Consider the following 19,460-nt stretch of genomic DNA (forward strand, 5'->3'; position numbering starts at 1 on the left):
ACACCGGGTGGCGGCCCGGACAGCGTAGTCGCCGCCCCGGGGACCAGGATCCCGCCCGTGAGCCGCTCCGCCCGGGCCGGGGCCCCGGCGGGGTGCGGGAGCACGAGCAGGATGGCGTCGACGAGCCGCCCGATGACCACGCCGCGGCTCGTCACCCTGCAACCACCGGAGCGTCGGCGACACCGGGCGTCACATGAGTGGCCGCCGGCTCCCCACTCGCGAGCGCCCCGGCCTCCACCGGCCGGTCGCCCGCCGCCGCGCCGACCCCGGGGACGGTCACCACGACCCGGCTCGCGCCCTCGGAGACCTCCGTCCCGACGGCCGTTCCGCTCGCCGGCGCCCGTCCGGCCCCGGAGGAGCTGCCGGTCGCCGTGGCCGGGGCGATGTCCGGCTACGACCGGGAGGCACTGTTCGGCGGCTGGACCGACGCGGACGGGGACTGCGATAACACCCGCAACGCGGTCCTCGCCCGCGACCTGACGGACATCACCTGCGCGGACGGCTGCACGGTGGCCACCGGCACGCTCGAGGACCCCTCCACCGGGTCCGCGATCGCGTTCGCCCGCGAGGTGGTGGCCACCCGGATCGCGGTGAGGGCGCGGTACGGTCTGTGGGTCACGGCTCCGGAGAAGCTGGCCATGCGGGAGGTGCTCGCCGCCTGTCCGGAGCAGCAGCTGCCCGGCGGCCCCCGTTCGGTGACATCCCCGGGACGGCCCAGGCGCGCCGGCCGGTCAGCTTCCCGCGGACAGATCTGTTGACAGACCTGCTGACAGACCTGCTGACGCCCCAGCCGTCCCGGCCGGCTCCAGCCCTGCGGCGCCCGTGTCCTCCCCGGCTCCGCCGTCGCCTCCCGAGGCTCCCGTGCCCACGGTTCCCACGGACGTCCGCTACCGGGACTGCGCGGCCGCCCGCGAGGCCGGGGCCGCCCCACTGCACCGCGGCGAGCCCGGCTGCCGGGACGCCATGGACCGCGACGCCGACGGCATCGCGTGCGAGGACTGAGCCGCGACGCCGTCGCCGGGGCCGCAGCGGGTCACCCGGTGCCGGCCCACCGGGACCGCACCGCGCGCGGACGGGGCAGCGCGCTCCAGACGGAGCCGAGGGCCATGCCCACGAGCCACAGGCACGGGAACCACCACCGCCATCCGCCCAGGTGCAGGGAGAACCCCACGACGAGGACGATCGTCAGCAGCAGGTTCATGAACAGCAGCGTCATCTGGTTCGGCATGGCGGTCCCCCTCCGCTCGGCGTCGTGCCTCCGGCATCGTGGCACGGCCCGGCCCGGCCCGTCTGACCCCTCTTCCGGGGGCAGACGGGCCGGGTGACGGGCCGGCAGGAGGAGCAGAACCGGACAGGCGCTGGGAGGGACCCAACGGGCAGGACGCGCCGGACGGGCAGCACGAGGAGGACCTGCCAGACGGGCAGGTCGTGCCGGACGGGAAGGACGAGCATGACCGGCTGAACGGGCGGGACGTGCCGGGCGAGCGGGGTGAGCCGGCCCGGCTGGACAGCCGGGGCGGCCCGGCCCGGCTCAGAGGCCGGTGAGCACGTCCAGCGCGGTCCGCAGCCCCCGCTCCTGCCGCAGGGCGCGTCCCAGCCGCTCGGCCTGCTCGCCCCGGGCCAGGGCCTCGCCCAGCGCCGGGACCAGCGTCCCCGCCGTCAGCCTCCGGTGGGGCACCGGGGCCGACGCGATCCCCAGGCGGTGGAGCTGCCCCGCCCAGAACGGCTGGTCGGCGAGGAAGGGCACGACCACGGAGGGCACGCCCGCGCGGGCGACGGTGTGCACCGTCCCGGCCCCGCCGTGGTGGACCGCCGCAGCGGCGCCCCGGAGCACCGCGCCCAGCGGCGCGGAGGGCACGACCAGCACGTCCTCGCCGCGGTGGTCCTCCGGCAGGACCAGGCCGCCCCATCCGCTGAGCAGCAGGGTCCGCAGGCCGTGGGCGCGCGCCCCGGCCACGACCGCCCGGGCCCGGGCCTGCGCGTCGCCCGCCCTCATGGACCCGAACGTCGCCACCAGGTACGGTCCGCCGCGCACGAACTCGTCCACCACGGGCTCCGTGGCGGGCTCCTGCGCCTCGTCGTGCCACGCTCCGGTCAGGTGGACCGCAGCCGGCCAGTCGGCGGGCCGCGGCAACAGGTGCGGGCTGACCCCGATCAGCGTGGCCCGGGAGGACGAGCGCGGAGAGGGGGCCCGACCGCCGGGCAGCGCCGCGCAGGCATGCTCCACGTCGGCGCGGAACAGCCGCGCGACGCCGCGGGGCACCGCGTAGGTGGCACGGTTGAACCGCCCGAGGTCCGCGCTGACCGTGGGCCCGCCCGGGGCGGAGAACTCGCGGGTGGGCGTGGCCACGGGGACGAACTCGGCCAGCACCCGCGGGACGCCCAGGGCGTCGGCCACCGCCGGGGCGGTGAGGATCAGCGGGTGGTGCACGACCAGGTCGGGGCCGAAGGCCAGCGTCTCCCGCACCGCGGCCGAGAGCATCCGCCGCATGCCGGGCCGGACCTCGGAGCGGTAGTGGCGCAGCGCCGTGCGCGGGGAGAGCCCGTCGGTGCGCAGCAGGCGGTGGAAGTCCACCCCGAGGCGCACGGTGTCGAGCCCGGACAGGTCGGCGCCGGAGCGCTCCGGCACGCCCAGCCGGACCTCGTGTCCCCGGGCGGCGGCGTAGCGGGCCAGGGCGGCGAACGGCTCGACGTCGCCGCGGGTTCCGGAGGTCAGGAGCATCATGCGCACGCCCCACAGTCTGCCCGGCCGCACGGCGGAGCACGAACCGCCGCGGGCGCCGCCCGGGCCCTCTCCCGGCCGGGCGCACCGTCCGCTCCCGGAGACCCCGCGGTTTCCGCGGCCACGTAGAGTGGAGGGCACCCGGGAGGCCCGGGTGCCCGTCGTCCGAGGAGGACCACCACCGTGCCAGCAGCAGGCCTCGCCCCCGCCCTCCGGCGGATGGTCCACATCTCGCGGCCGGTGCTCTGGATCAACACCCTCGGCCCGGGCGTGCTGGGCATGTGGCTGACCGGCTCGCTGCTGCGGTGGGAGGCGGTGCCGCTGCTGCTGTGGCTGACCCTGCCGTTCAACCTGCTGATCTACGGCGTCAACGACATCTTCGACCAGGACACCGACGCCCTGAACCCGCGCAAGGGGTCGCTGGAGGGCGCGCGGATCAGGTCCTCCGAGGTGCGCACGATCTGGGTGTCGGTGCTGGCCACCAACCTGCCGTTCGTCCTCTGGTTCGCCCTCGCCCTCCCCCCGGCGGCGCTGGGCTGGATCGCGCTGTACGTGCTGGTGTTCGTGTTCTACTCGGCCCCGCCGCTGCGCTTCAAGGCGCGGCCCTTCCTGGACTCCCTGAGCAACGCCGCCTATGCCTTCCCCCTGGTCGTCCTGGCCTACGCGCTCGGGGACACCCCCGTGTGGCCGGCGGCGCTGGGCCTGATGGCCTGGAGCGTGGCCAAGCACGCGTTCGACGCCGTCCAGGACATCGAGGAGGACCGCGCGGTGGGCATCACCACGACGGCGGTCCGGCTCGGCGCGCGCGGCACCGGCTGGTGGAGCGGCGCGTGGTGGGCCGTGTCCGTGCTGGCCTTCGCGCTCGTCAGCGTTCCGGTGGCAGTGGTCAACGCGCTCATCGCCGGGTGGCTCGTGGTCTGCCTCCTGCGGGCCCCTGCCCCGGCCACCGGCCACCGGCTCTACCGGCACTCCATCGCGTTCCCCTACGTCGCCGGCACCGTGGCCGGGATCCAGCTGGCGGGCGCGCTGATCCTGGGACGCTACCCGTGAGCCGCGTCGTCGTGGTCGGCGGCGGCATCGGCGGGCTGACCGCCGCCGCCCTGCTGGGCCACGCCGGGCACCGGGTCACCGTGCTGGAGGCCGCCGACCACGTCGGCGGCAAGAGCCGGCGCATCGAACAGGCCGGGCAGCGGATGGACACCGGCCCCTCCCTGGTCACGTTCCCGGGGGTGTGGCAGGAGCTCCTCGAGCGCCTGGACACGCTGCGCGGCGCGGGCACCGGCGACCGCGCCGGCGAGCCCGGCGCCGCGGCGGTGGCCCGCCTGGAGCTGGAGCGGCTGCCCGACGTCGGGACGTACTACTACCGCGGCACCCGCAGCGAGCTGCCCGTGCCGCCGGGCCACCCCTGGCACGCGGCCTGGTCCCGCTTCGAGGCCGAGCACGGCGGACTCGGCCCGGACGTCACCCGGCTGCTCACCACCGCTCCCCTGGACCGCGGCTCCTACCCCGCGCTGGCCGCGCTCGGACGGCTCTACGGGCCGCGCCTGACCACCCGCAGCTACCTCGACGGCCTCGACTGGATGCCGGAGGGCCTGCGCGAGGTGATCGCCATCCACACCCTCAACGCCGGCGTCAGCCCCTCGCGCACCCCGGCCCTCTACGCGAGCATGCCCGCGGTGATGGCCCGGGACGGGGTGTGGATCCCGCGCGGCGGGGTGTACGAGCTGGTCGAGGCCCTGGACCGGCTCGCCCGGCGGGCCGGTGTGGAGATCCGCACCGGGGAACCGGTCACCGCCGTCGCCCGACGGCGGGTCGAGACCGACCGCGGCACCTACCGGGCAGATGCCGTGGTCAGCGGGGTCGACGCCCACCGGCTGGGCGGTCTCCTCGCCGGGCGCGCCCCCCGGCGGCCGCGCCGGCTCAGCTGCTCGGCGATCGCGATCTACGCGGTCCTCGACACCGCGCTGCCCGAGGGCACGCCCCGGCACGGAGTCATCCTGCCGGACCGTCCGGCGGAGCTCTACGCCAGCCTGGAGGCCGGGGAGGAGCCCGCCCAGACCATGGCCTTCGCGAACTACTACCCGGCCCACGGCATCTACCCGAACAGCTCCCCCACGCTGGCCCTGCTGCTGACCGCCCCGGCCAACGGGAGGTCCTACACCCTCGACGACCCCTTCGTGGCCCGCGAGCTCGACCGCGCAACCCAGGTCCTGGGGCTGCGGGCCCCGCTGCGGGGACACTTCCGCCGCACGGAGATCCTCGACCCCGCATCCTTCGCGGTCCACGGCTCGGCCCAGGGGGCGCTCTACGGCGCGGTGCGTCCGACGTGGCTGAGCGGGCCCCTGCACACCCCGTCCCACCGGAGTCTGCTGCGGCCGTGGCTGTGGCGGGTGGGGGCCTCCGTGCATCCGGGCGGCGGGTTGCCCGCCGTCCTGGGCGGGGCGATGATCTCGACGGAGAAGCTGCTGCAGCACCTGGGCCCGGTGGCCTGAGCGGAGCGCCCAGCGGCGAGGGGCGCCCGGGCCGGGAACCGGCGGCCGGGCCTCAGGTCCCGCAGAACGTGGTGTACGGCCCGAAGTCCTCCGCCGCGGGGGCGGCGTAGCGCTCCAGTCCCGGGCGCTCGTCGTACGGGGCGGTCACCGCTTCCAGGAGCCGTCCCAGCGGCTCGAGGTCGCCGTCCGCGGCCGCCGCGAGCGCCTCCTCGACGAGGTGGTTGCGCGGGATGTAGACCGGGTTGGTCCGGTCCATGCTCTCGGGGTCCGGGCCCAGGGCCCGCCAGCGCTCGGCCCAGCGGTCGAAGGCCTGCAGGTCTAGCACCAGGTCCCGGGCGGGCCGGGCGTCGCCGCGGGCGGCCGCACCGAGGTTGCGGAAGAAGGACGTGTGGTCCACGTGGTTGGCCTGGAGCAGGGCGAACAGGTCCTCGGCCAGCGCGGAGACCACGTCGTGCCCGATGTCCTGTGGCAGACCGAGCTTGGCGCGCAGACCGGCGGTCCAGGCCGCGCTGTACTGCCCGGCGAACGCGCCGAGCGACTTCTCCGCCAGGCCCACCGCACGGTCCTGGTCCTCGTCGAAGAGGGGCAGCATGGCCTCGGCGAGCCGCGCGAGGTTCCACTCCGCCGCGACCGGCTGGTTGCGGTAGGCGTAGCGCCCGCGCTCGTCGATCGAGCTGTAGACCGTGGCCGGGTCGAAGGCGTCCATGAACGCGCACGGCCCGTAGTCGATGGTCTCGCCCGAGATGGTCATGTTGTCGGTGTTCATGACCCCGTGGACGAACCCCACCAGCATCCACTGCGCGACCAGGGACGCCTGGGCGGCGACGACGGACTCGAACAGGGCCAGATGCGGCTGCTCGGCCGATGCGGCGTCGGGGTGGTGCCGGGCGATGGCGTGGTCGGCGAGGCGGCGCAGGAGCCCGAGATCGCCGGTGGCCCGGGCGTACTGGAAGCTGCCGACCCGCAGGTGGCTGGCGGCCACCCGGGCCAGCACGGCCCCCGGCAGCAGGCGCTCGCGGCGCACCCGGCGTCCTGTCGTCACGACGGCGAGGGAACGTGTTGTGGGAATGCCCAGGGCGTGCATCGCCTCGCTGACGACGTACTCGCGCAGCATCGGGCCCACCGCGGCGAGCCCGTCACCGCCGCGCGCGAACGGCGTGCGGCCGGAGCCCTTCAGATGCAGGTCCCGCAGGCGCCCCCCGGCGCCGGCGATCTCGCCCAGCAGCAGGGCGCGGCCGTCGCCCAGGCGCGGGTTGAAGGAGCCGAACTGGTGCCCGGAGTAGGCCTGTGCCACCGGGGTGGCACCGCCGGGAACGGCGTTGCCGACCAGCAGCCGCACGCCGGCCGGGCTCTCCAGCGCGGCCGGGTCGAAGCCGAGCTCGACGGCGAGGGGTTCGTTGAGCACGAGCAGCCGGGGGTCGGGGACCTCCTCGGCGCGCCAGGGCACGGCCAGCTCGCCGAGCTCACGGGCGAAGCGCCCCTCGAAGGTGACGGTCGACAGCGGTGTGATAGTCACCTGCTCAACGATACAGGGAGCGGCGGACAGCGGGGCCTGCGGTCCGGCTCGCGCGGGACGGCCACCCGGGCAGTGGCCTCGGGGCCCCCGGCCCCGACGCCACCTCCGGCTCGAGCAGGTCGTCCTGGCGCACGCCACCCCCGAGGCCACCCCGGCCTCCGGCGCTTTCCAGGCCCGCGCTCCGAGCCGCACACCACCATACTGCTCAGTACCCTTAGTTGCACCTTCGCCGCGCACGGCGAATTGTGACAGTGACGCGACCATGAACCTCGCGGCGGAGAGCGCCTCCGCGACGGAGAGCCACGTCCCGCCGGCCCGCGGGCGGGACGGTCACCGGTCGAGCGCGGTCAGCCGGTCCGCCACGACGGCGGGGATGTCGTAGTCGGTGTGCGCTCCGGCGGTGGTGATGCGCCGGGCCCGCTCGTAGCCGGCGTCCCGGTACGCGGCCTCGGCCTGCGCGGCGGCCGCCCGGGCCGACCAGGACCCGGAGTCGGTCGCGTAGGCGCCGTCCCGGTCCCCCACGACCCAGGTCAAGGCCAGGTCCTCGGTGGCCGGGGTGGCCTCGGCCATCGGCCGGCCGTACGTGCCGCCGCCGCCGACGAACGCGGCCCCGGACCCGGCCGGCAGCCAGTCCGTCCCGCCGCGCAGCAGGTACCGGGAGAGGAACTCCGCACCCCCGGAGTAGCCGGTCAGCAGCACCCCGGCGTCGGTGGTGGGGGTGATGTTGGTGGTGGCGAACTGGCGCACCGCCTCGGCGACGGCACCGGTGCTCCCGGCCCGCCAGCTGCGGGTGCCGTGCGGGGCTTCCACGAACACGAACGCCCGGTTGGTGTCCGCGGCGACCTGGGCCATGCGGGTGGCGAAGCTCCCGGACGGCTGCTCGGCACGGGCGGTGCCGTCCCCGTCGAAGAAGAACACCGCCCCGGCCGGACGGTCCCAGTCGACGCCCTCGGCGTAGTAGTGGTAGGTCAGCGAGATGCCGTTGTCCGCGCGGAAGACCCGGTCGGCGCCGCTGACGGGGTGCCAGCCGGTGGAGCTGGTGGTCACGGCCTGCGCCGGAGCCGCTGCGAGCAGCAGCCCGCCGGCCAGTGCACCGCTGACGGCTACGCGCGGGAACCACCGCCACCGGCGGCGGGCCTGCCGGCTCGTGGTCGAGGTGCTGTTCGGGGTGAGCGTGCGCACTGGCTGTTCCTGTTCCCGTGGTGGTCCCAGGAAGGCGCCGCGGGCAGTTCCGGCCGGCACGCTGCACGCGTGCTGCTCCCGGGAGGAATCAGTCGGCCATGGCTCCAGAGGACGTCCGCCGGCACCGCCCCGGGAACCACGAATGTCTTTGCATGTACAACCGGGAGCCTATCGGGCCGAAACGGCCCCTGACAAGCGCGGACACAGCGAGCACCGGGAGCCCGGAGACCTCGTGCGACGGGATGTCGGCCGGTCCTTCCGACGGGGCCCGGTCACCGCCCGCACCGGCGCACTTTCCCACCACGTTAGAGTTGACCCAGACTTCGCGGGGCAGTTCCACCCCGCATGCGAGCCGCGCTCCGCGCGAGCCGGCCGCGCCACCGTGCCCGAACCCACCATGAAAGCGTGATCCATTGACCAATTCCTCCCGTTCCTCCCGCTCCTCCCGCAAGCCCAAGTCCCCGCCGCCGCTGCCCGCCGGGGGCCTGCGGGTGACCCCGCTGGGGGGCCTGGGCGAGATCGGGCGCAACATGACCGTCTTCGAGCACGCCGGCAAGCTCCTCGTCGTCGACTGCGGGGTGCTGTTCCCCGAGGAGCACCAGCCGGGCATCGACGTCATCCTGCCCGACTTCACCTCCATCCGGGACCGGCTGGCCGACGTCGTCGGGATCGTCCTCACGCACGGGCACGAGGACCACATCGGCGGCGTGCCGTACCTGCTTAAGGAGCGCCCGGACATCCCGCTGATCGGCTCCGAGCTGACCCTGGCGTTCATCACCTCCAAGCTCACCGAGCACCGGATCACCCCGAAGACGGTGCACGTGGAGGCCGGCGACCGCCACCGGGCGGGCCCCTTCGAGTGCGAGTTCGTCGCGGTCAACCACTCGATCCCGGACAGCCTGGCCGTGGCCATCCGCACGGACGCCGGGCTGGTGCTGCACACCGGGGACTTCCGGATGGACCAGTTCCCGCTGGACGACCGGATCACCGACCTGCGCCACTTCGCCCGGCTGGGCGACGAGGGCGTGGACATGTTCCTCACCGACTCCACCAACGCCGAGGTCCCCGGGTTCACCACCTCGGAGCAGGAGCTGACCCCGGCGATCGACCATGTCTTCGCCACCGCGCCGAAGCGGATCATCGTCTCCAGCTTCGCCAGCCACGTGCACCGGATCCAGCAGGTCCTCGACGCCGCCCACGCCCACGGGCGCAAGGTCGCCTTCGTCGGCCGGTCCATGGTCAAGAACATGGGCATCGCCACCGACCTCGGCTACCTGAAGATCCCGCGCGGGCTGGTGGTCGACTTCAAGAAGCTGCGCTCCATGCCGGACGCGAAGGTCACCCTGGTGTGCACCGGGTCCCAGGGCGAGCCCCTGGCCGCGCTCTCGCGGATGGCCAACGAGACCCACCAGATCCAGCTCAACCCCGGGGACACGGTGCTCATGGCCAGCTCGCTGATCCCGGGCAACGAGAACGCGATCTACGGGATCATCAACAAGCTCACCGACCTCGGTGTGAAGGTCGTGCACAAGGGCAACGCCAAGGTGCACGTCTCCGGTCACGCCTCCGCCGGCGAGCTGGTCTACTGCTACAACATCGTCAAGCCCACCCACGTGATGCCCGTGCACGGGGAGTCCAAGCACCTGCACGCCAACGCCGAGCTGGCGATCCGCACCGGCGTCGACCCGGACAACGTGCTCATCGCCAAGGACGGCAGCACCATCGACCTGGTCGAGGGCCGGGCCCGGATCTCCGGGCAGGTGGAGGCCGGCCTGGTCTACGTCGACGGCCACACGGTGGGCAAGGTCACCGAGGAGACCCTCGTCGAGCGGCGTCTGCTGCAGGAGGGCGGGGTGGTCACCGTCGTGGCCATCGTCGACGCCGACACCAACGCGCTGGCCGAGCCGCTGGAGTTCATCGCGAAGGGCTTCGTCCACGACGAGCACATCTTCGACAAGGCCGCTGAGAAGGTCGAGCACGCCCTGGCCCGCCCGGCCACGCAGAAGCTGGAGGACCTCGACGAGCTCGAGTCGCTCATCGGCGACACCGTGGCCCGCCACCTGGAGCGGGCCTACCGGCGGGCGCCGCTGGTCACCGCGGTGGTCATCGACGCCTGATCCCCGCCCCTCGGGCCTCCCCGGCGGGCTGTGCGCCGCCGGGTCGTGCCCCGGTGGCGGAGCGGGTACCGTGGAGGAGCACGTCGGAGGGCACTCCGCCCCGAGTTCGAACAGGTCGGACCCGTCCTCCGCTCCCCGCGACCTCCGCCGCGGCCATCGCAGACGGTCGACGACGCGGACGCGCTGCAGCACGTGCTCGCCCGTCCCGGCGGCCCTGCGTGCGGGCCTCCTCGACCGTGGCGGCCCCGCGAGCGGGCCTCTTCGACCGTGGCCCTCCCGTGCCCGGCGAACGCAGGGCCGGGGAGCACGCCGGGTCCGACCGCACCGGACGCCGGGTGACGCCCCGCCCCGTGGGCGCCCTGCCCCCGGGCAGGCCACGGCCCCCGGAGACGGCGGTGCCGGCGTCCTCGCCCCCCGCGGGCCCGGCACCGGACGCTGACCCTGCCCTCGACCCCGACAGGCACCACCTCCCATGACGTACCCGACCACGACCACCGCGGCCGCGCCCGCTCCGGGGAGTGCGCCCGCTCCAGGGAGTGCGCATCCACCGGGCCACCGCCCCGACATCCAGGGCCTGCGCGGGGTGGCCGTGCTGCTGGTCGTGGCCTTCCACCTGTGGACGGACCGGGTCTCCGGCGGGGTGGACGTCTTCTTCGTCCTGTCCGCGTTCCTGCTCACGGGCACGTTCGTGCGGCGGGTCGAGCGCGGGAGGCCCCTGGCGGTGCGCGAGTACTGGGTGCGCACCTTCGCCCGGCTGGTCGGACCGATGGCGGTCATGCTGCTGGCCGTGCTCGCCGCGGTGCTGGCCCTCTTCCCGCCCAGCCGGTGGGAGGAGCTGCTCTCCCACGTGTGGGGCTCGTTGTCCTACGCGCAGAACTGGGTGCTGGCCGGCCAGTCCGTGGACTACTACGCCGCCGACAGCGCCGCCACCACCCCGCTGCAGCACACGTGGTCGCTGTCGGTCCAGGGCCAGGTCTTCCTGCTCTGGCCGCTGCTGCTGGCCGGCTGCGCGCTCGCCGCCCGGTGGGCGGGGCTGCGCTTCCGCACGGTGGCCCGCACCGTGTTCGCCCTGGTGTTCGCCGGCTCGTTCGCGTGGTCCCTGGCGCAGACGGCCGACGCGCCGGCCTGGGCCTACTTCAGCACCGTCACCCGGCTGTGGGAGTTCGCCCTCGGCTCCCTCGCCGCCCTGGCGCTCACCCGCTCGTCCCGCCCGCAGGACGCGTCGCGGAGGAGCGTCCCGGACGCCGTGGCCGGACCGGTGGGCGTGGCGCTGGGCTGGGCCGGGCTGGCCGCCGTCGTCGCCACCCCGTTCCTCCTCGACACCGGTGCCCGCTTCCCCGGCACCGCGGCGCTGGCCCCCACCCTGGGCGCCGCGGCGATCCTGCTCGGCGGCGCACCGGCCCCCGGCACGCCGCGGGGCGCGTGCTCGCAGCACGCCCGCTGCTGTGGTTCGGGGACCGGGCCTACGGGATCTACCTGTGGCACTGGCCGCTGCTGATCACCTACCTCCTGATCTCCGCCCGGGACGACGTTCCCGTCCTCGACGGTCTGGGCATTCTCGCCGCCTCCGTGCTCCTCACCCGGGCCACCGCGCCGCTGCTGGCCGGCTGGCGCGCCCTGCCCGGGGTGCGCGCCGGCCACGGCCTGCGCCTGACCGCCACCGCCCTCGTCGTGGCCGTGCCCCTCACCGGCGCGCACCAGTACACGGTCCAGCGCGATCCCTCCGCCGGTGTCGAGCGCACCCCGGAGAACTACCCCGGGGCCGCGGTGCTGCGCGGGGACGTCACCGACGTCCCGGACGTGCCGATCATCCCCACCGGCGCCGAGCGCGAGGACGAGTGGGGAGACACCGGCGGACCCTGTTCGCCCGAGGACACCCCGGAGGGCATCGACGGACTGGGCCACTGCCGGGTGATCGAACCCGACGACGGCTCCGCGCCCGAGCGCACCGTCGTGGTGATCGGTGACTCCCACGCCCAGCAGCTGCTCACCCCCATCCACCGGGCCGCCGACGCCCAGGGCTGGAAGGTGATCTCCTACCTGCGCATGGCCTGCCGCTACACGGGCGACACCGAGCCGGCGGACGCCGAGTGCAGCGAGTTCAACGCCGCCGCCCGCCAGGCCGCCCTGGAGGCCGAGCCGGACGCGGTCCTGACCATCGGCACCCGGAGCCTTCCGGAGGCCCCGCACGAGAAGCTCGTCGACGGCTACGAGGCCGGCGTCGCCCCCTTCCTGGACGCCGGCATCCCCGTGCTGGCCTTCCGCGACAACCCGCGCTTCCCGTTCAGCATGTTCGCCTGCGTGGAGACGTACGGCCCCGACCGTGAGCGCTGCAATCCCCCGCGCTCGGAGTCCCTCCTCCCGGAGAACCCGCTGGAGGAGCTGGCGGCCCGGCACGAGGACCTGCACTCGATCGACCTCACGGACCGGCTGTGCACCGACACCGTCTGCCCCGGGGTGGTGGGCAACATCCAGGTCTACATGGACCTCGACCACGTCACCTCGGCGTACGGCGAGACCCTCGCCCCGGACGTGGAGCACCGGGTGCTCGAGGCCCTGGACTGGCCGGACCGGCGGTAGACCCGTGATGGCCGCCTGAGTGGCCACCGGCGTGGCCGCTCGCGCCGCCACAGCCCGCAGGACGACGCCCTGAGCCGTCCCTCGGGAGCGGTCCCGCCGGCACGCGGCCCCGCCGGCCGCCCCCGGCCCGCCGGGGCCGTCCGCATCCGGCCGGACAGCGCCCGGAACCGGTCGGCGGGCTCAGGCGTCGACGGTCCGGGCCGCGGCACGGGTGGCGCTCCCCAGCTCCACCGTGCGCTGCACGGACCACCACAGCAGGAGGACGAGCAGCGCGTTGCGCACGGTGAGGACGGCCGCCATCACCGGGTGCGCGTGGATGAGCGGGGTGTAGAAGAGCGGGTAGATCACGAACGTGGCCACCGCGATCCCCATCAGCAGCGCCGCCGGGGCCCTCCACCGCCGGCGGTCGTGCACCAGGCCGACCACGACGACCGGGGCGAGCCAGATCATGAACTGCGGGGAACCGACCTTGTTGAAGACGATGAACACGGTGGTCATCATCAGCGCCCCCTCGTAGAGGAGCTCCTCCCGCTCGGCCCCGCTGCGGAGCGCACGGGCCAGCAGGGCGGACCCCGCGAGGACGGCCAGCACGAGCAGGGGCTGCATGAGGAACGCGGTGATCTCGGTGCCGGGCCCGTAGACCTCGGTGGAGTTGATGGCCACGTTGTCGGCCATCCGCGCACCGGCCACGTCGAGGACGCTCAACCAGACCCACGGGGTGGAGAACGTGGCCTCCAGCTGCATGCCGCGCTCGCCCTGGTTGACCAGGAAGTCCGCGATGCGCGCGATGCCGCCGGAGAGGTACGTGCCCAGCACCACCACCGCGGTGACCACCACCCCGGCGGCCACGACCTGGAGCCGTTGCCGGCAGGCGATGACCAGGGCGAGCAGGACGGCCGCCGGCCAGACCTTGATCCAGGTGGCGATGCTCAGCAGCACCGAGCCGAGCACCGGACGCCCGGTCGCGCAGAGCAGCCCGATGAGCACGATCGGGGCCGCGACGCCCTCCACCCGGGCGAAGCCGAGATAGCCCAGGAAGACGGTGAAGACCAGCCACCACCATGCCGGGAGGACGCTGCGCGCGCGCCACGGGCCACGGGTGAGACAGGCCAGTGCCACGGCGTTGAGCACCGTGATGATCAGCGTCCACACCAGCAGGTAGGGACCGGGCCCGGCGATCCCGGCCAGGTGGATCGGGATCTGCGCCAGCACGGGGTACACCCACGGGCTGATGTCGTCCGCGCCACCGGTCGGGTCGTACCCGGCCATGGCCCACCGGCGGTACTGCTCGGTGTCGCTGAAGGCGTCGCCGTGGACGACGAAGGACATCATCCAGCCCAGGAAGTAGAGGTGGACGACGGCGAAGCCCCACCACACGCTGGACGGGCGGGCGAACCAGGCCACGGCGCGGGCGGGCAGGAGGGTGTCGCGCAGTCCGGTCAGCCGGTCGCGGAGGGCGGCGGAAATCTCAGGACTCCTTGCCGGTGAGCACGGTGGTCGGCCGCGGCGAGCCGAGCCGGTACAGGCGGCGCCCCGACCACCACAGCAGCACCACGAGCATGGCATTGCGGAGGGTCAGCACCAGCGCCATCAGCGGGTCGTTGTGGCTGAGCTCGTAGTAGAACAGCGGGTAGACGAAGAACGTGGCCACGGCGATGACGATCAGCATCGCCGCCGGCACCCGCCACACCGTCCGGTGGTGGGTCAGCCCCACCGCCACGGCCGGGGCGAGCCACACCATGAACTGCGGGGAACCGACCTTGTTGAACACGATGAAGGCGGTGACCATGGTCAGCGAGCCGGCCAGAAGCAGCTCGGTGCGGTCCACGGCGCCGGACTGGTCCCCGCGGCGCAGCCCCCGGGCGATCAGGACGGTCACCACGGCGGCGGCCAGCAGCAGCAGGGGCTGCATCAGCACGGCCATGGTCTCCGTCCCGGGACCGTCCACCTGCATGGAGTTGATCTCGGTGTTCATGTACATCCGGGACTCCCCCACGCCCAGCACGGACAGCCACAGCCACGGGGTGGTGAACGTGGCCTCCAGCTGCATGCCCCGGTCCCCCTGCTGGGTGAGGAAGTCGAGGAGGCTCGGCAGCTCCCCCATGGCGGCGGCGACCCCGGCCGCGGCCGCGCTGACCAGCAGGCCCGCGACGACGACCTGCACCCGTCGGCGCACCACGGTGACCAGGGCGAGCACCACGGCGGCCGGCCAGACCTTCATCCAGGTGGCGACGCTGAGCAGCACCGAGGCGACGACCGGGTGCGCCGCGCCGTAGACGAGGGCGACGAGCACCAGCGGAGCCGTGAGCCCGTCGACACGGGCGAAGCCCAGCCAGCCCATCAGGAAGACGAAGCCCAGCCACCACCACGCGGCCGGGACGGCGTGGCGGTCGCGTCCCCAGTCCGTCAGCTTCCCCACGGCCCAGCCGTTGAGCACGGTGATCATCAGCACCCACAGGAAGAAGAACGGCCCCGGGCCGGCCGCTCCGGCCACCGCGATCGGCAGCAGGGCCAGCACCGGATAGACCCAGGGGCTGGGCTCGGGCCCGAGATTCTGCTCGTCGAAGCCGGCCTCGGCCCAGGCACGGTAGATGTAGGTGTCGCTGAAGGCGCCGCCGAGCAGGGACGTCACCAGGGCGAACACCAGGAACACCAGGTGCACCGCGACGAATCCGGTGAGCAGTCCGCGCGGAGAGTTCGCCCAGACCTGCCACCGCTGGGGCAGCAAGCGGTCTCGGAACCGGGTGAGCAGGGTGAAGGTCTTGTCCGTGGACATGGGGCGATCCTCGTCAGGGGCTGAGAGACAGGGCAGCGGGCCGTCCCGGCGAAGCCGTCCCCGGGACCGTTGCGCGGCTCCCCCATGCTACGTGCCCGGGCGGGGGCGGGTGGACACACGCGCCCCGCCCGTCCCGGCCCCGGCGGTCGACTCCGGGGCGGGAACCAGGGCGAAACCCTCCGCCGTCCCGGGGTCGAGACGCCCGTGACTGCTAGGATCGGGCTCCCGGAGAGGATCCGGCGCACCTGTCCGCCCAGCAATGACACACATAGGGGATCAGCACACGTCATGACGGCAGGTGGTTCGCATCGGGGGGCACCGGGGAACCGTCACGAGCAGGCCGAGGAGCCCGCGGCAGCACAGCCCCGGCCGGAGCCGGTCACCCCGCGGCCACCGCGAGCGCACGTGGCCGTCCTGCAGGGCTTCGTCGGCTCCGTGCTGATGTTCGTCGGATCGATCGGCACCGGGTGGATCGCGAGCGGTTCTCCCATGGTCCGCCATCCTGTGGTCATCGCGCTGCGCGTCGAGGGATGGGGCGTGTACTGCTCCACCGTCCTGCTGACCGTCGGCGCGATGCTGCTGGTGCGCTCCTGGCTCCGCCTGGGGCAGAGACTGCAGGACTGGCCTGCCGGCGCCCACCGCACCGTCCTGCTGGCGGTGTGCGCCTGGTCGCTGCCCCTGCTGTTCGCCGTGCCGATCTACTCCCGGGACGTCTACGCCTACATCGGCCAGGGGCGGCTCCTGCTGGCCGACCAGAATCCCTACACGACCGGGATCTCCACCCTCGAGAACTGGTTCATGCTGGGCGCCGATCCGGCCTGGGCCGAGGCCCGCACTCCGTACGGGCCGCACTTCCTGTGGGCGGCGCGGGCGATCGTGGCGCTCACCGGCGCCCAGCCGGACCTCTCGGTCCTGCTCTTCCGCCTCCTGGCCTGCGCCGGTGTCCTCCTCTGCGTGCTCTATGTGCCCAGGCTGGCGCAGCTGCACGGGGTGGACCCGGCCCGCGCCCTGTGGATCGCCGTGGCCAATCCCCTGTTCCTCATCAGCTTCGTGGCCAGCGCGCACAACGACGCGCTGATGCTCGGGCTGGCCGTGGCGGGCACGTACGCCGCGGCCACGGGCCGGCCGATCGCCGGTGTACTGCTGGTGACCGCATCGATCGCCATCAAGCCCATCACCATCCTGCTGCTGCCGTTCATCGGGCTGCTGTGGGCGGGCCCGAAGGCGTCCTGGGGGCGGAAGTTCGGCCTCTGGGCGGCGACGGCGGCCCTGAGCCTCGGGGTGCTGCTGCTGAGCGGTCTCCCCTATCAGCTGGGCACCGGGTGGGTCTGGGCGCTGGTGGATCCCACCCCCGGCTTCACCGGCTACTCACCGTCCGGGTTCCTGAGCCAGCGGGTCGACCACGTCGCGGACGCGGTGGGGCTGCCGGGTGGGCGGCTGGCCTCGGCGCTGCGCAGCGCGCTGCAGTACACCGCCATCGGACTGGTGCTGCTGCTGATGTTCCGCGGCGACGACCGGCGGGTGGTCCGCAGGCTGGGTCTGGCCTTCGCGGCCGTGGTGCTGCTCTCGCCGATCATCCAGCCCTGGTACATCCTCTGGTTCCTGCCGTTCCTCGCCGTGACCGGGATCAAGGACAACTGGCAGATCCGCTCGCTGTACATCGTGATCACCTTCTTCGTCATCTTCGGCGCCCAGGACCAGCTCTCCGTGTGGCCGTTCATCGAGCTGCCGGTCGACGCGTCGACGATCGCCTTCGTGACGGCGCTGGCATTCACCGCCTACCTGATCCTGCTGGACCCCCACACCCGGCACCTGCTGGTCCGCGGAGGGCCGGTGCGCCGGCTCGCCCGCCGGCGCCCCCGTCGCTGAGACCCGCACGCCGGCACCGGCCACCCGGCGCTCCCGCCGTCCCGGACCGTCCCGGACCGTCCCGGACGGCGACGACAGCCGGTCGAGCGGTGGCCGCGGGCACCGGCGGGGCCTGCGAGCAGCTGCGGCGCCGTCGGCCCCTGGGGTCCAGTGAGCTCGCGGCGACGGCCCCGTCGTCACGTCGGGCTAGAGTCGTGGGCATGGCCGGACAGCAGACAGCACGCACCCCGTCGAGCCTGCTCGACGGGCCCGCACCGGAGACGGTCGCAACGGAGGCCTCGCGGCGGCGCACGTTCGCGGTGATCTCGCACCCGGACGCGGGCAAGTCGACGCTGACGGAGGCCCTGGCCCTGCACGCGCGCGCCATCGAGGAGGCGGGGGCGACCCACGGCAAGTCCAGCCGGAAGGCCACGGTCTCGGACTGGATGCAGATGGAGCAGGACCGGGGCATCTCGATCAGCTCGGCCGCTCTGCAGTTCAGCTACCGCGACACCGTGGTCAACCTGCTCGACACCCCTGGCCACGCCGACTTCTCCGAGGACACCTACCGGGTGCTGGCCGCGGTGGACTGCGCGGTGATGCTCGTCGACGCCGCCAAGGGCCTGGAGACCCAGACCCTGAAGCTCTTCGACGTGTGCGCACGGCGGGGCCTGCCGGTGATCACCGTGATCAACAAGTGGGACCGCCCCGGCAAGGACGCCCTGGAGCTCATGGACGAGGTGCAGCAGCGCACCGGCCGGGTGCCCGTGCCGCTGACCTGGCCGGTGGGGCTGTCCGGGGACTTCCGGGGCACCCTGGATCCCCGCAGCCGCACCTACACCCGGTACCGCCGGGTGGCGGCCGGCGCCGCCCTGGCCGAGGCGGAGGTGCTCGGCCCCGAGCAGGCCGCCGAGCACGAGGGGACGGCGTGGGCGGAGGCGTGCGAGACGGCCGATCTGGTGGCCGAGAGCAACGGGGAGTTCGAGCCCGGGGCGTTCCTGGCCGCTCGAGCCACCCCCGTGCTGTTCGCCGCCGCGGCCCTGAACTTCGGGGTGGGTGCCCTGCTCGACGTCCTGGTCGACCTCGCTCCCCCGGCCGGTGCGCGTCCCGACGCCGCGGGGGTCCCGCGGCCGGTGGACGCGCCGTTCTCCGGGTTCGTGTTCAAGCTCCAGGCCGGGATGGACCGCGCCCACCGCGACCACGTGGCGTTCCTGCGGGTCTGTTCCGGAGTGTTCCGGCGCGGGACGGTGCTCACCCACGGGGCCACCGGCAAACCGTTCGCCACCAAGTACGCCCACCAGGTCTTCGGCCGGGACCGGGAGACCGTGGAGACCGCCTTCCCCGGGGACGTGGTGGGTCTGGTCAACGCCTCGGCGCTGCGGGCCGGGGACAGCGTCTACGTCGGCACGCCGGTGACCTTCCCGCCCATTCCGCACTTCTCGCCCGAGCACTTCCAGGTGGCCCGGGCCGTGGACGCCGGGCGGGCCAAGCAGTTCCGCCGCGGGATCACCCAGCTCGAGCACGAAGGCGTCATCCAGGTGCTGCGCTCCGAGGCCCGCGGCGACCAGGCGCCGGTGCTCGCGGCGGTGGGACCGATGCAGTTCGAGGTCGTCGCCGACCGGATGGCCCAGGAGTTCGGTGCGCAGGTGCGCCTGGAGGCCCTCCCCTACACCCTGGCCCGGAGGGTCGTCGCCCCCGATCCCGGCGTGCTGAACCGGGTGCCCGGAGTCGAGGTGCTGTGGCGCTCCGACGGCGAGGCGGTGGCGGTGCTCACCGACAAGTGGAAGCTCGGCCGCATTCCCACCTACGCCCCCGAGGCCACCCTGGAGCCGATCGGCGGCGACGCCGAGGAGACCACCCCCGCCTGAGCCCGCCCGGGCGCTGCCGCCCCGCGGCGGACGACCTCGAAGACCACGGCCGACGCCGCGTTGGGCACCCAGTAGGGCCAGGGCAGGGCGGGGCACAGACCCAGCACCCACCCCTGGGCCCAGCGCAGCGCTCCGGCGGTTCTGCGGTTGCGCACCAGGTGATAGCCCACCACGGCCTCGAACGCCGCCGTGGCCAGGACGACGGCCGGAGCGACCCGCTCCAGCGCAGCCAGGAGGGGCCGGTAGGGCGGCAACCAGGCGCTGTCGCGGAACCAGCCGATCAGCCGGTGGGCGATGCGCACCGTGTACACCGCGTTGAGGACGGCCGATCCGCCGAAGTACAGTCCCACGGCCCGGAC

General features: G+C 74.0%; 16 protein-coding genes. 9 read left to right on the forward strand and 7 right to left on the reverse strand.

The annotated features are described in order from the left end of the window. Nucleotides 1-197: 197 nt before the first annotated feature. Nucleotides 198-758 carry a hypothetical protein gene (locus GMA12_RS06760; RefSeq protein WP_156268372.1) on the forward strand — a complete coding sequence of 187 codons (561 nt, stop codon included), beginning with the start codon at nucleotides 198-200 and terminating at the stop codon, nucleotides 756-758. A gap of 103 nt (nucleotides 759-861) precedes the next feature. Next, the gene (locus tag GMA12_RS19525) at nucleotides 862-1,002 is read left to right on the forward strand and encodes an excalibur calcium-binding domain-containing protein (RefSeq protein ID WP_370830570.1); all 141 of its coding nucleotides are present in this window, start codon (nucleotides 862-864) and stop codon (nucleotides 1,000-1,002) included. A 31-nt stretch (nucleotides 1,003-1,033) separates the two neighbouring features. On the opposite strand, the gene GMA12_RS06770 is transcribed toward GMA12_RS19525, so the two are convergent. Together GMA12_RS06770 and GMA12_RS06775 are read right to left on the reverse strand one after the other, a co-directional pair. Next, nucleotides 1,034-1,228 (reverse strand): hypothetical protein, encoded by a 195-nt coding sequence (locus GMA12_RS06770; protein ID WP_156268374.1) that lies wholly within the window; start codon nucleotides 1,226-1,228, stop codon nucleotides 1,034-1,036. 303 nt (nucleotides 1,229-1,531) lie between these two features. Continuing rightward, nucleotides 1,532-2,725, reverse strand: coding sequence for a nucleotide disphospho-sugar-binding domain-containing protein (locus tag GMA12_RS06775; RefSeq protein ID WP_156268541.1), 1,194 nt, complete (start codon nucleotides 2,723-2,725; stop codon nucleotides 1,532-1,534). Between the two features lie 180 nt (nucleotides 2,726-2,905). On the opposite strand from GMA12_RS06775, the gene GMA12_RS06780 reads away from it, so the two are divergent. Both GMA12_RS06780 and GMA12_RS06785 read left to right on the forward strand, forming a co-directional pair. Then, nucleotides 2,906-3,772 carry a UbiA family prenyltransferase gene (locus GMA12_RS06780; protein WP_162459575.1) on the forward strand — a complete coding sequence of 289 codons (867 nt, stop codon included), beginning with the start codon at nucleotides 2,906-2,908 and terminating at the stop codon, nucleotides 3,770-3,772. After that, nucleotides 3,769-5,214 (forward strand): phytoene desaturase family protein, encoded by a 1,446-nt coding sequence (locus GMA12_RS06785; protein WP_162459576.1) that lies wholly within the window; start codon nucleotides 3,769-3,771, stop codon nucleotides 5,212-5,214. Before GMA12_RS06780 ends, GMA12_RS06785 begins: the two co-directional genes overlap by 4 nt. 52 nt (nucleotides 5,215-5,266) lie before the next feature. Here GMA12_RS06785 and GMA12_RS06790 read toward each other — a convergent pair whose 3' ends face one another. Together GMA12_RS06790 and GMA12_RS06795 are read right to left on the reverse strand one after the other, a co-directional pair. After that, a complete protein-coding gene (locus GMA12_RS06790) occupies nucleotides 5,267-6,730 on the reverse strand; it encodes a protein adenylyltransferase SelO (protein WP_370830579.1) in 1,464 nt (487 codons plus the stop codon). Nucleotides 6,731-7,060: 330 nt separating this feature from the next. Beyond that, the gene (locus GMA12_RS06795) at nucleotides 7,061-7,912 is read right to left on the reverse strand and encodes a hypothetical protein (RefSeq protein ID WP_156268378.1); all 852 of its coding nucleotides are present in this window, start codon (nucleotides 7,910-7,912) and stop codon (nucleotides 7,061-7,063) included. A gap of 530 nt (nucleotides 7,913-8,442) precedes the next feature. Between GMA12_RS06795 and GMA12_RS06800 the strand changes: the two genes are divergently transcribed. The 3 genes from GMA12_RS06800 (at nucleotide 8,443) to GMA12_RS18810 (ending at nucleotide 12,609) form a co-directional block, all read left to right on the forward strand. After that, on the forward strand, nucleotides 8,443-10,029 hold the full coding sequence (locus GMA12_RS06800) for a ribonuclease J (RefSeq protein WP_240898682.1): 1,587 nt from the start codon (nucleotides 8,443-8,445) through the stop codon (nucleotides 10,027-10,029). A gap of 472 nt (nucleotides 10,030-10,501) precedes the next feature. Then, the gene (locus tag GMA12_RS06805) at nucleotides 10,502-11,527 is read left to right on the forward strand and encodes an acyltransferase family protein (RefSeq protein WP_156268386.1); all 1,026 of its coding nucleotides are present in this window, start codon (nucleotides 10,502-10,504) and stop codon (nucleotides 11,525-11,527) included. Continuing rightward, complete coding sequence (locus GMA12_RS18810) at nucleotides 11,452-12,609, forward strand: acyltransferase family protein (protein ID WP_156268388.1); 1,158 nt, start codon at nucleotides 11,452-11,454, stop codon at nucleotides 12,607-12,609. Before GMA12_RS06805 ends, GMA12_RS18810 begins: the two co-directional genes overlap by 76 nt. Nucleotides 12,610-12,789: 180 nt before the next feature. On the opposite strand, the gene GMA12_RS06815 is transcribed toward GMA12_RS18810, so the two are convergent. After that, nucleotides 12,790-14,013 (reverse strand): glycosyltransferase 87 family protein, encoded by a 1,224-nt coding sequence (locus GMA12_RS06815; RefSeq protein WP_370830584.1) that lies wholly within the window; start codon nucleotides 14,011-14,013, stop codon nucleotides 12,790-12,792. Nucleotides 14,014-14,077: 64 nt separating this feature from the next. Then, nucleotides 14,078-15,385: a glycosyltransferase 87 family protein gene (locus GMA12_RS06820; protein WP_156268393.1), complete on the reverse strand. Its 1,308-nt coding sequence runs from the start codon at nucleotides 15,383-15,385 to the stop codon at nucleotides 14,078-14,080. Between the two features lie 288 nt (nucleotides 15,386-15,673). Between GMA12_RS06820 and mptB the strand changes: the two genes are divergently transcribed. Next, the gene (mptB, locus tag GMA12_RS06825; RefSeq protein WP_156268395.1) at nucleotides 15,674-17,254 is read left to right on the forward strand and encodes a polyprenol phosphomannose-dependent alpha 1,6 mannosyltransferase MptB; all 1,581 of its coding nucleotides are present in this window, start codon (nucleotides 15,674-15,676) and stop codon (nucleotides 17,252-17,254) included. Between the two features lie 200 nt (nucleotides 17,255-17,454). After that, nucleotides 17,455-19,101, forward strand: coding sequence for a peptide chain release factor 3 (locus GMA12_RS06830; protein WP_156268397.1), 1,647 nt, complete (start codon nucleotides 17,455-17,457; stop codon nucleotides 19,099-19,101). Here the strand turns inward: GMA12_RS06830 and GMA12_RS06835 are convergent. Beyond that, a complete protein-coding gene (locus GMA12_RS06835) occupies nucleotides 19,038-19,451 on the reverse strand; it encodes a hypothetical protein (RefSeq protein ID WP_162459577.1) in 414 nt (137 codons plus the stop codon). The two genes, GMA12_RS06830 and GMA12_RS06835, sit on opposite strands and share 64 nt — an antisense overlap. Nucleotides 19,452-19,460: the final 9 nt, after the last annotated feature.

The organism is Kocuria sediminis, from assembly GCF_009735315.1.
Classification (GTDB): domain Bacteria; phylum Actinomycetota; class Actinomycetes; order Actinomycetales; family Micrococcaceae; genus Kocuria; species Kocuria turfanensis.

Bases quoted from the DNA above. Each gene is read 5' to 3' on its own strand.
- GMA12_RS06770 (WP_156268374.1), bottom strand. From the start codon at position 1,228: ATGCCGAACCAGATGACGCTGCTGTTCATGAACCTGCTGCTGACGATC.
- GMA12_RS06775 (WP_156268541.1), bottom strand. From the start codon at position 2,725: ATGATGCTCCTGACCTCCGGAACCCGCGGCGACGTCGAGCCGTTCGCC.
- GMA12_RS06800 (WP_240898682.1), top strand. From the start codon at position 8,443: ATGACCGTCTTCGAGCACGCCGGCAAGCTCCTCGTCGTCGACTGCGGG.
- GMA12_RS06805 (WP_156268386.1), top strand. From the start codon at position 10,502: ATGACGTACCCGACCACGACCACCGCGGCCGCGCCCGCTCCGGGGAGT.
- GMA12_RS06820 (WP_156268393.1), bottom strand. From the start codon at position 15,385: ATGTCCACGGACAAGACCTTCACCCTGCTCACCCGGTTCCGAGACCGC.
- mptB (WP_156268395.1), top strand. From the start codon at position 15,674: ATGACGGCAGGTGGTTCGCATCGGGGGGCACCGGGGAACCGTCACGAG.
- GMA12_RS06830 (WP_156268397.1), top strand. From the start codon at position 17,455: ATGGCCGGACAGCAGACAGCACGCACCCCGTCGAGCCTGCTCGACGGG.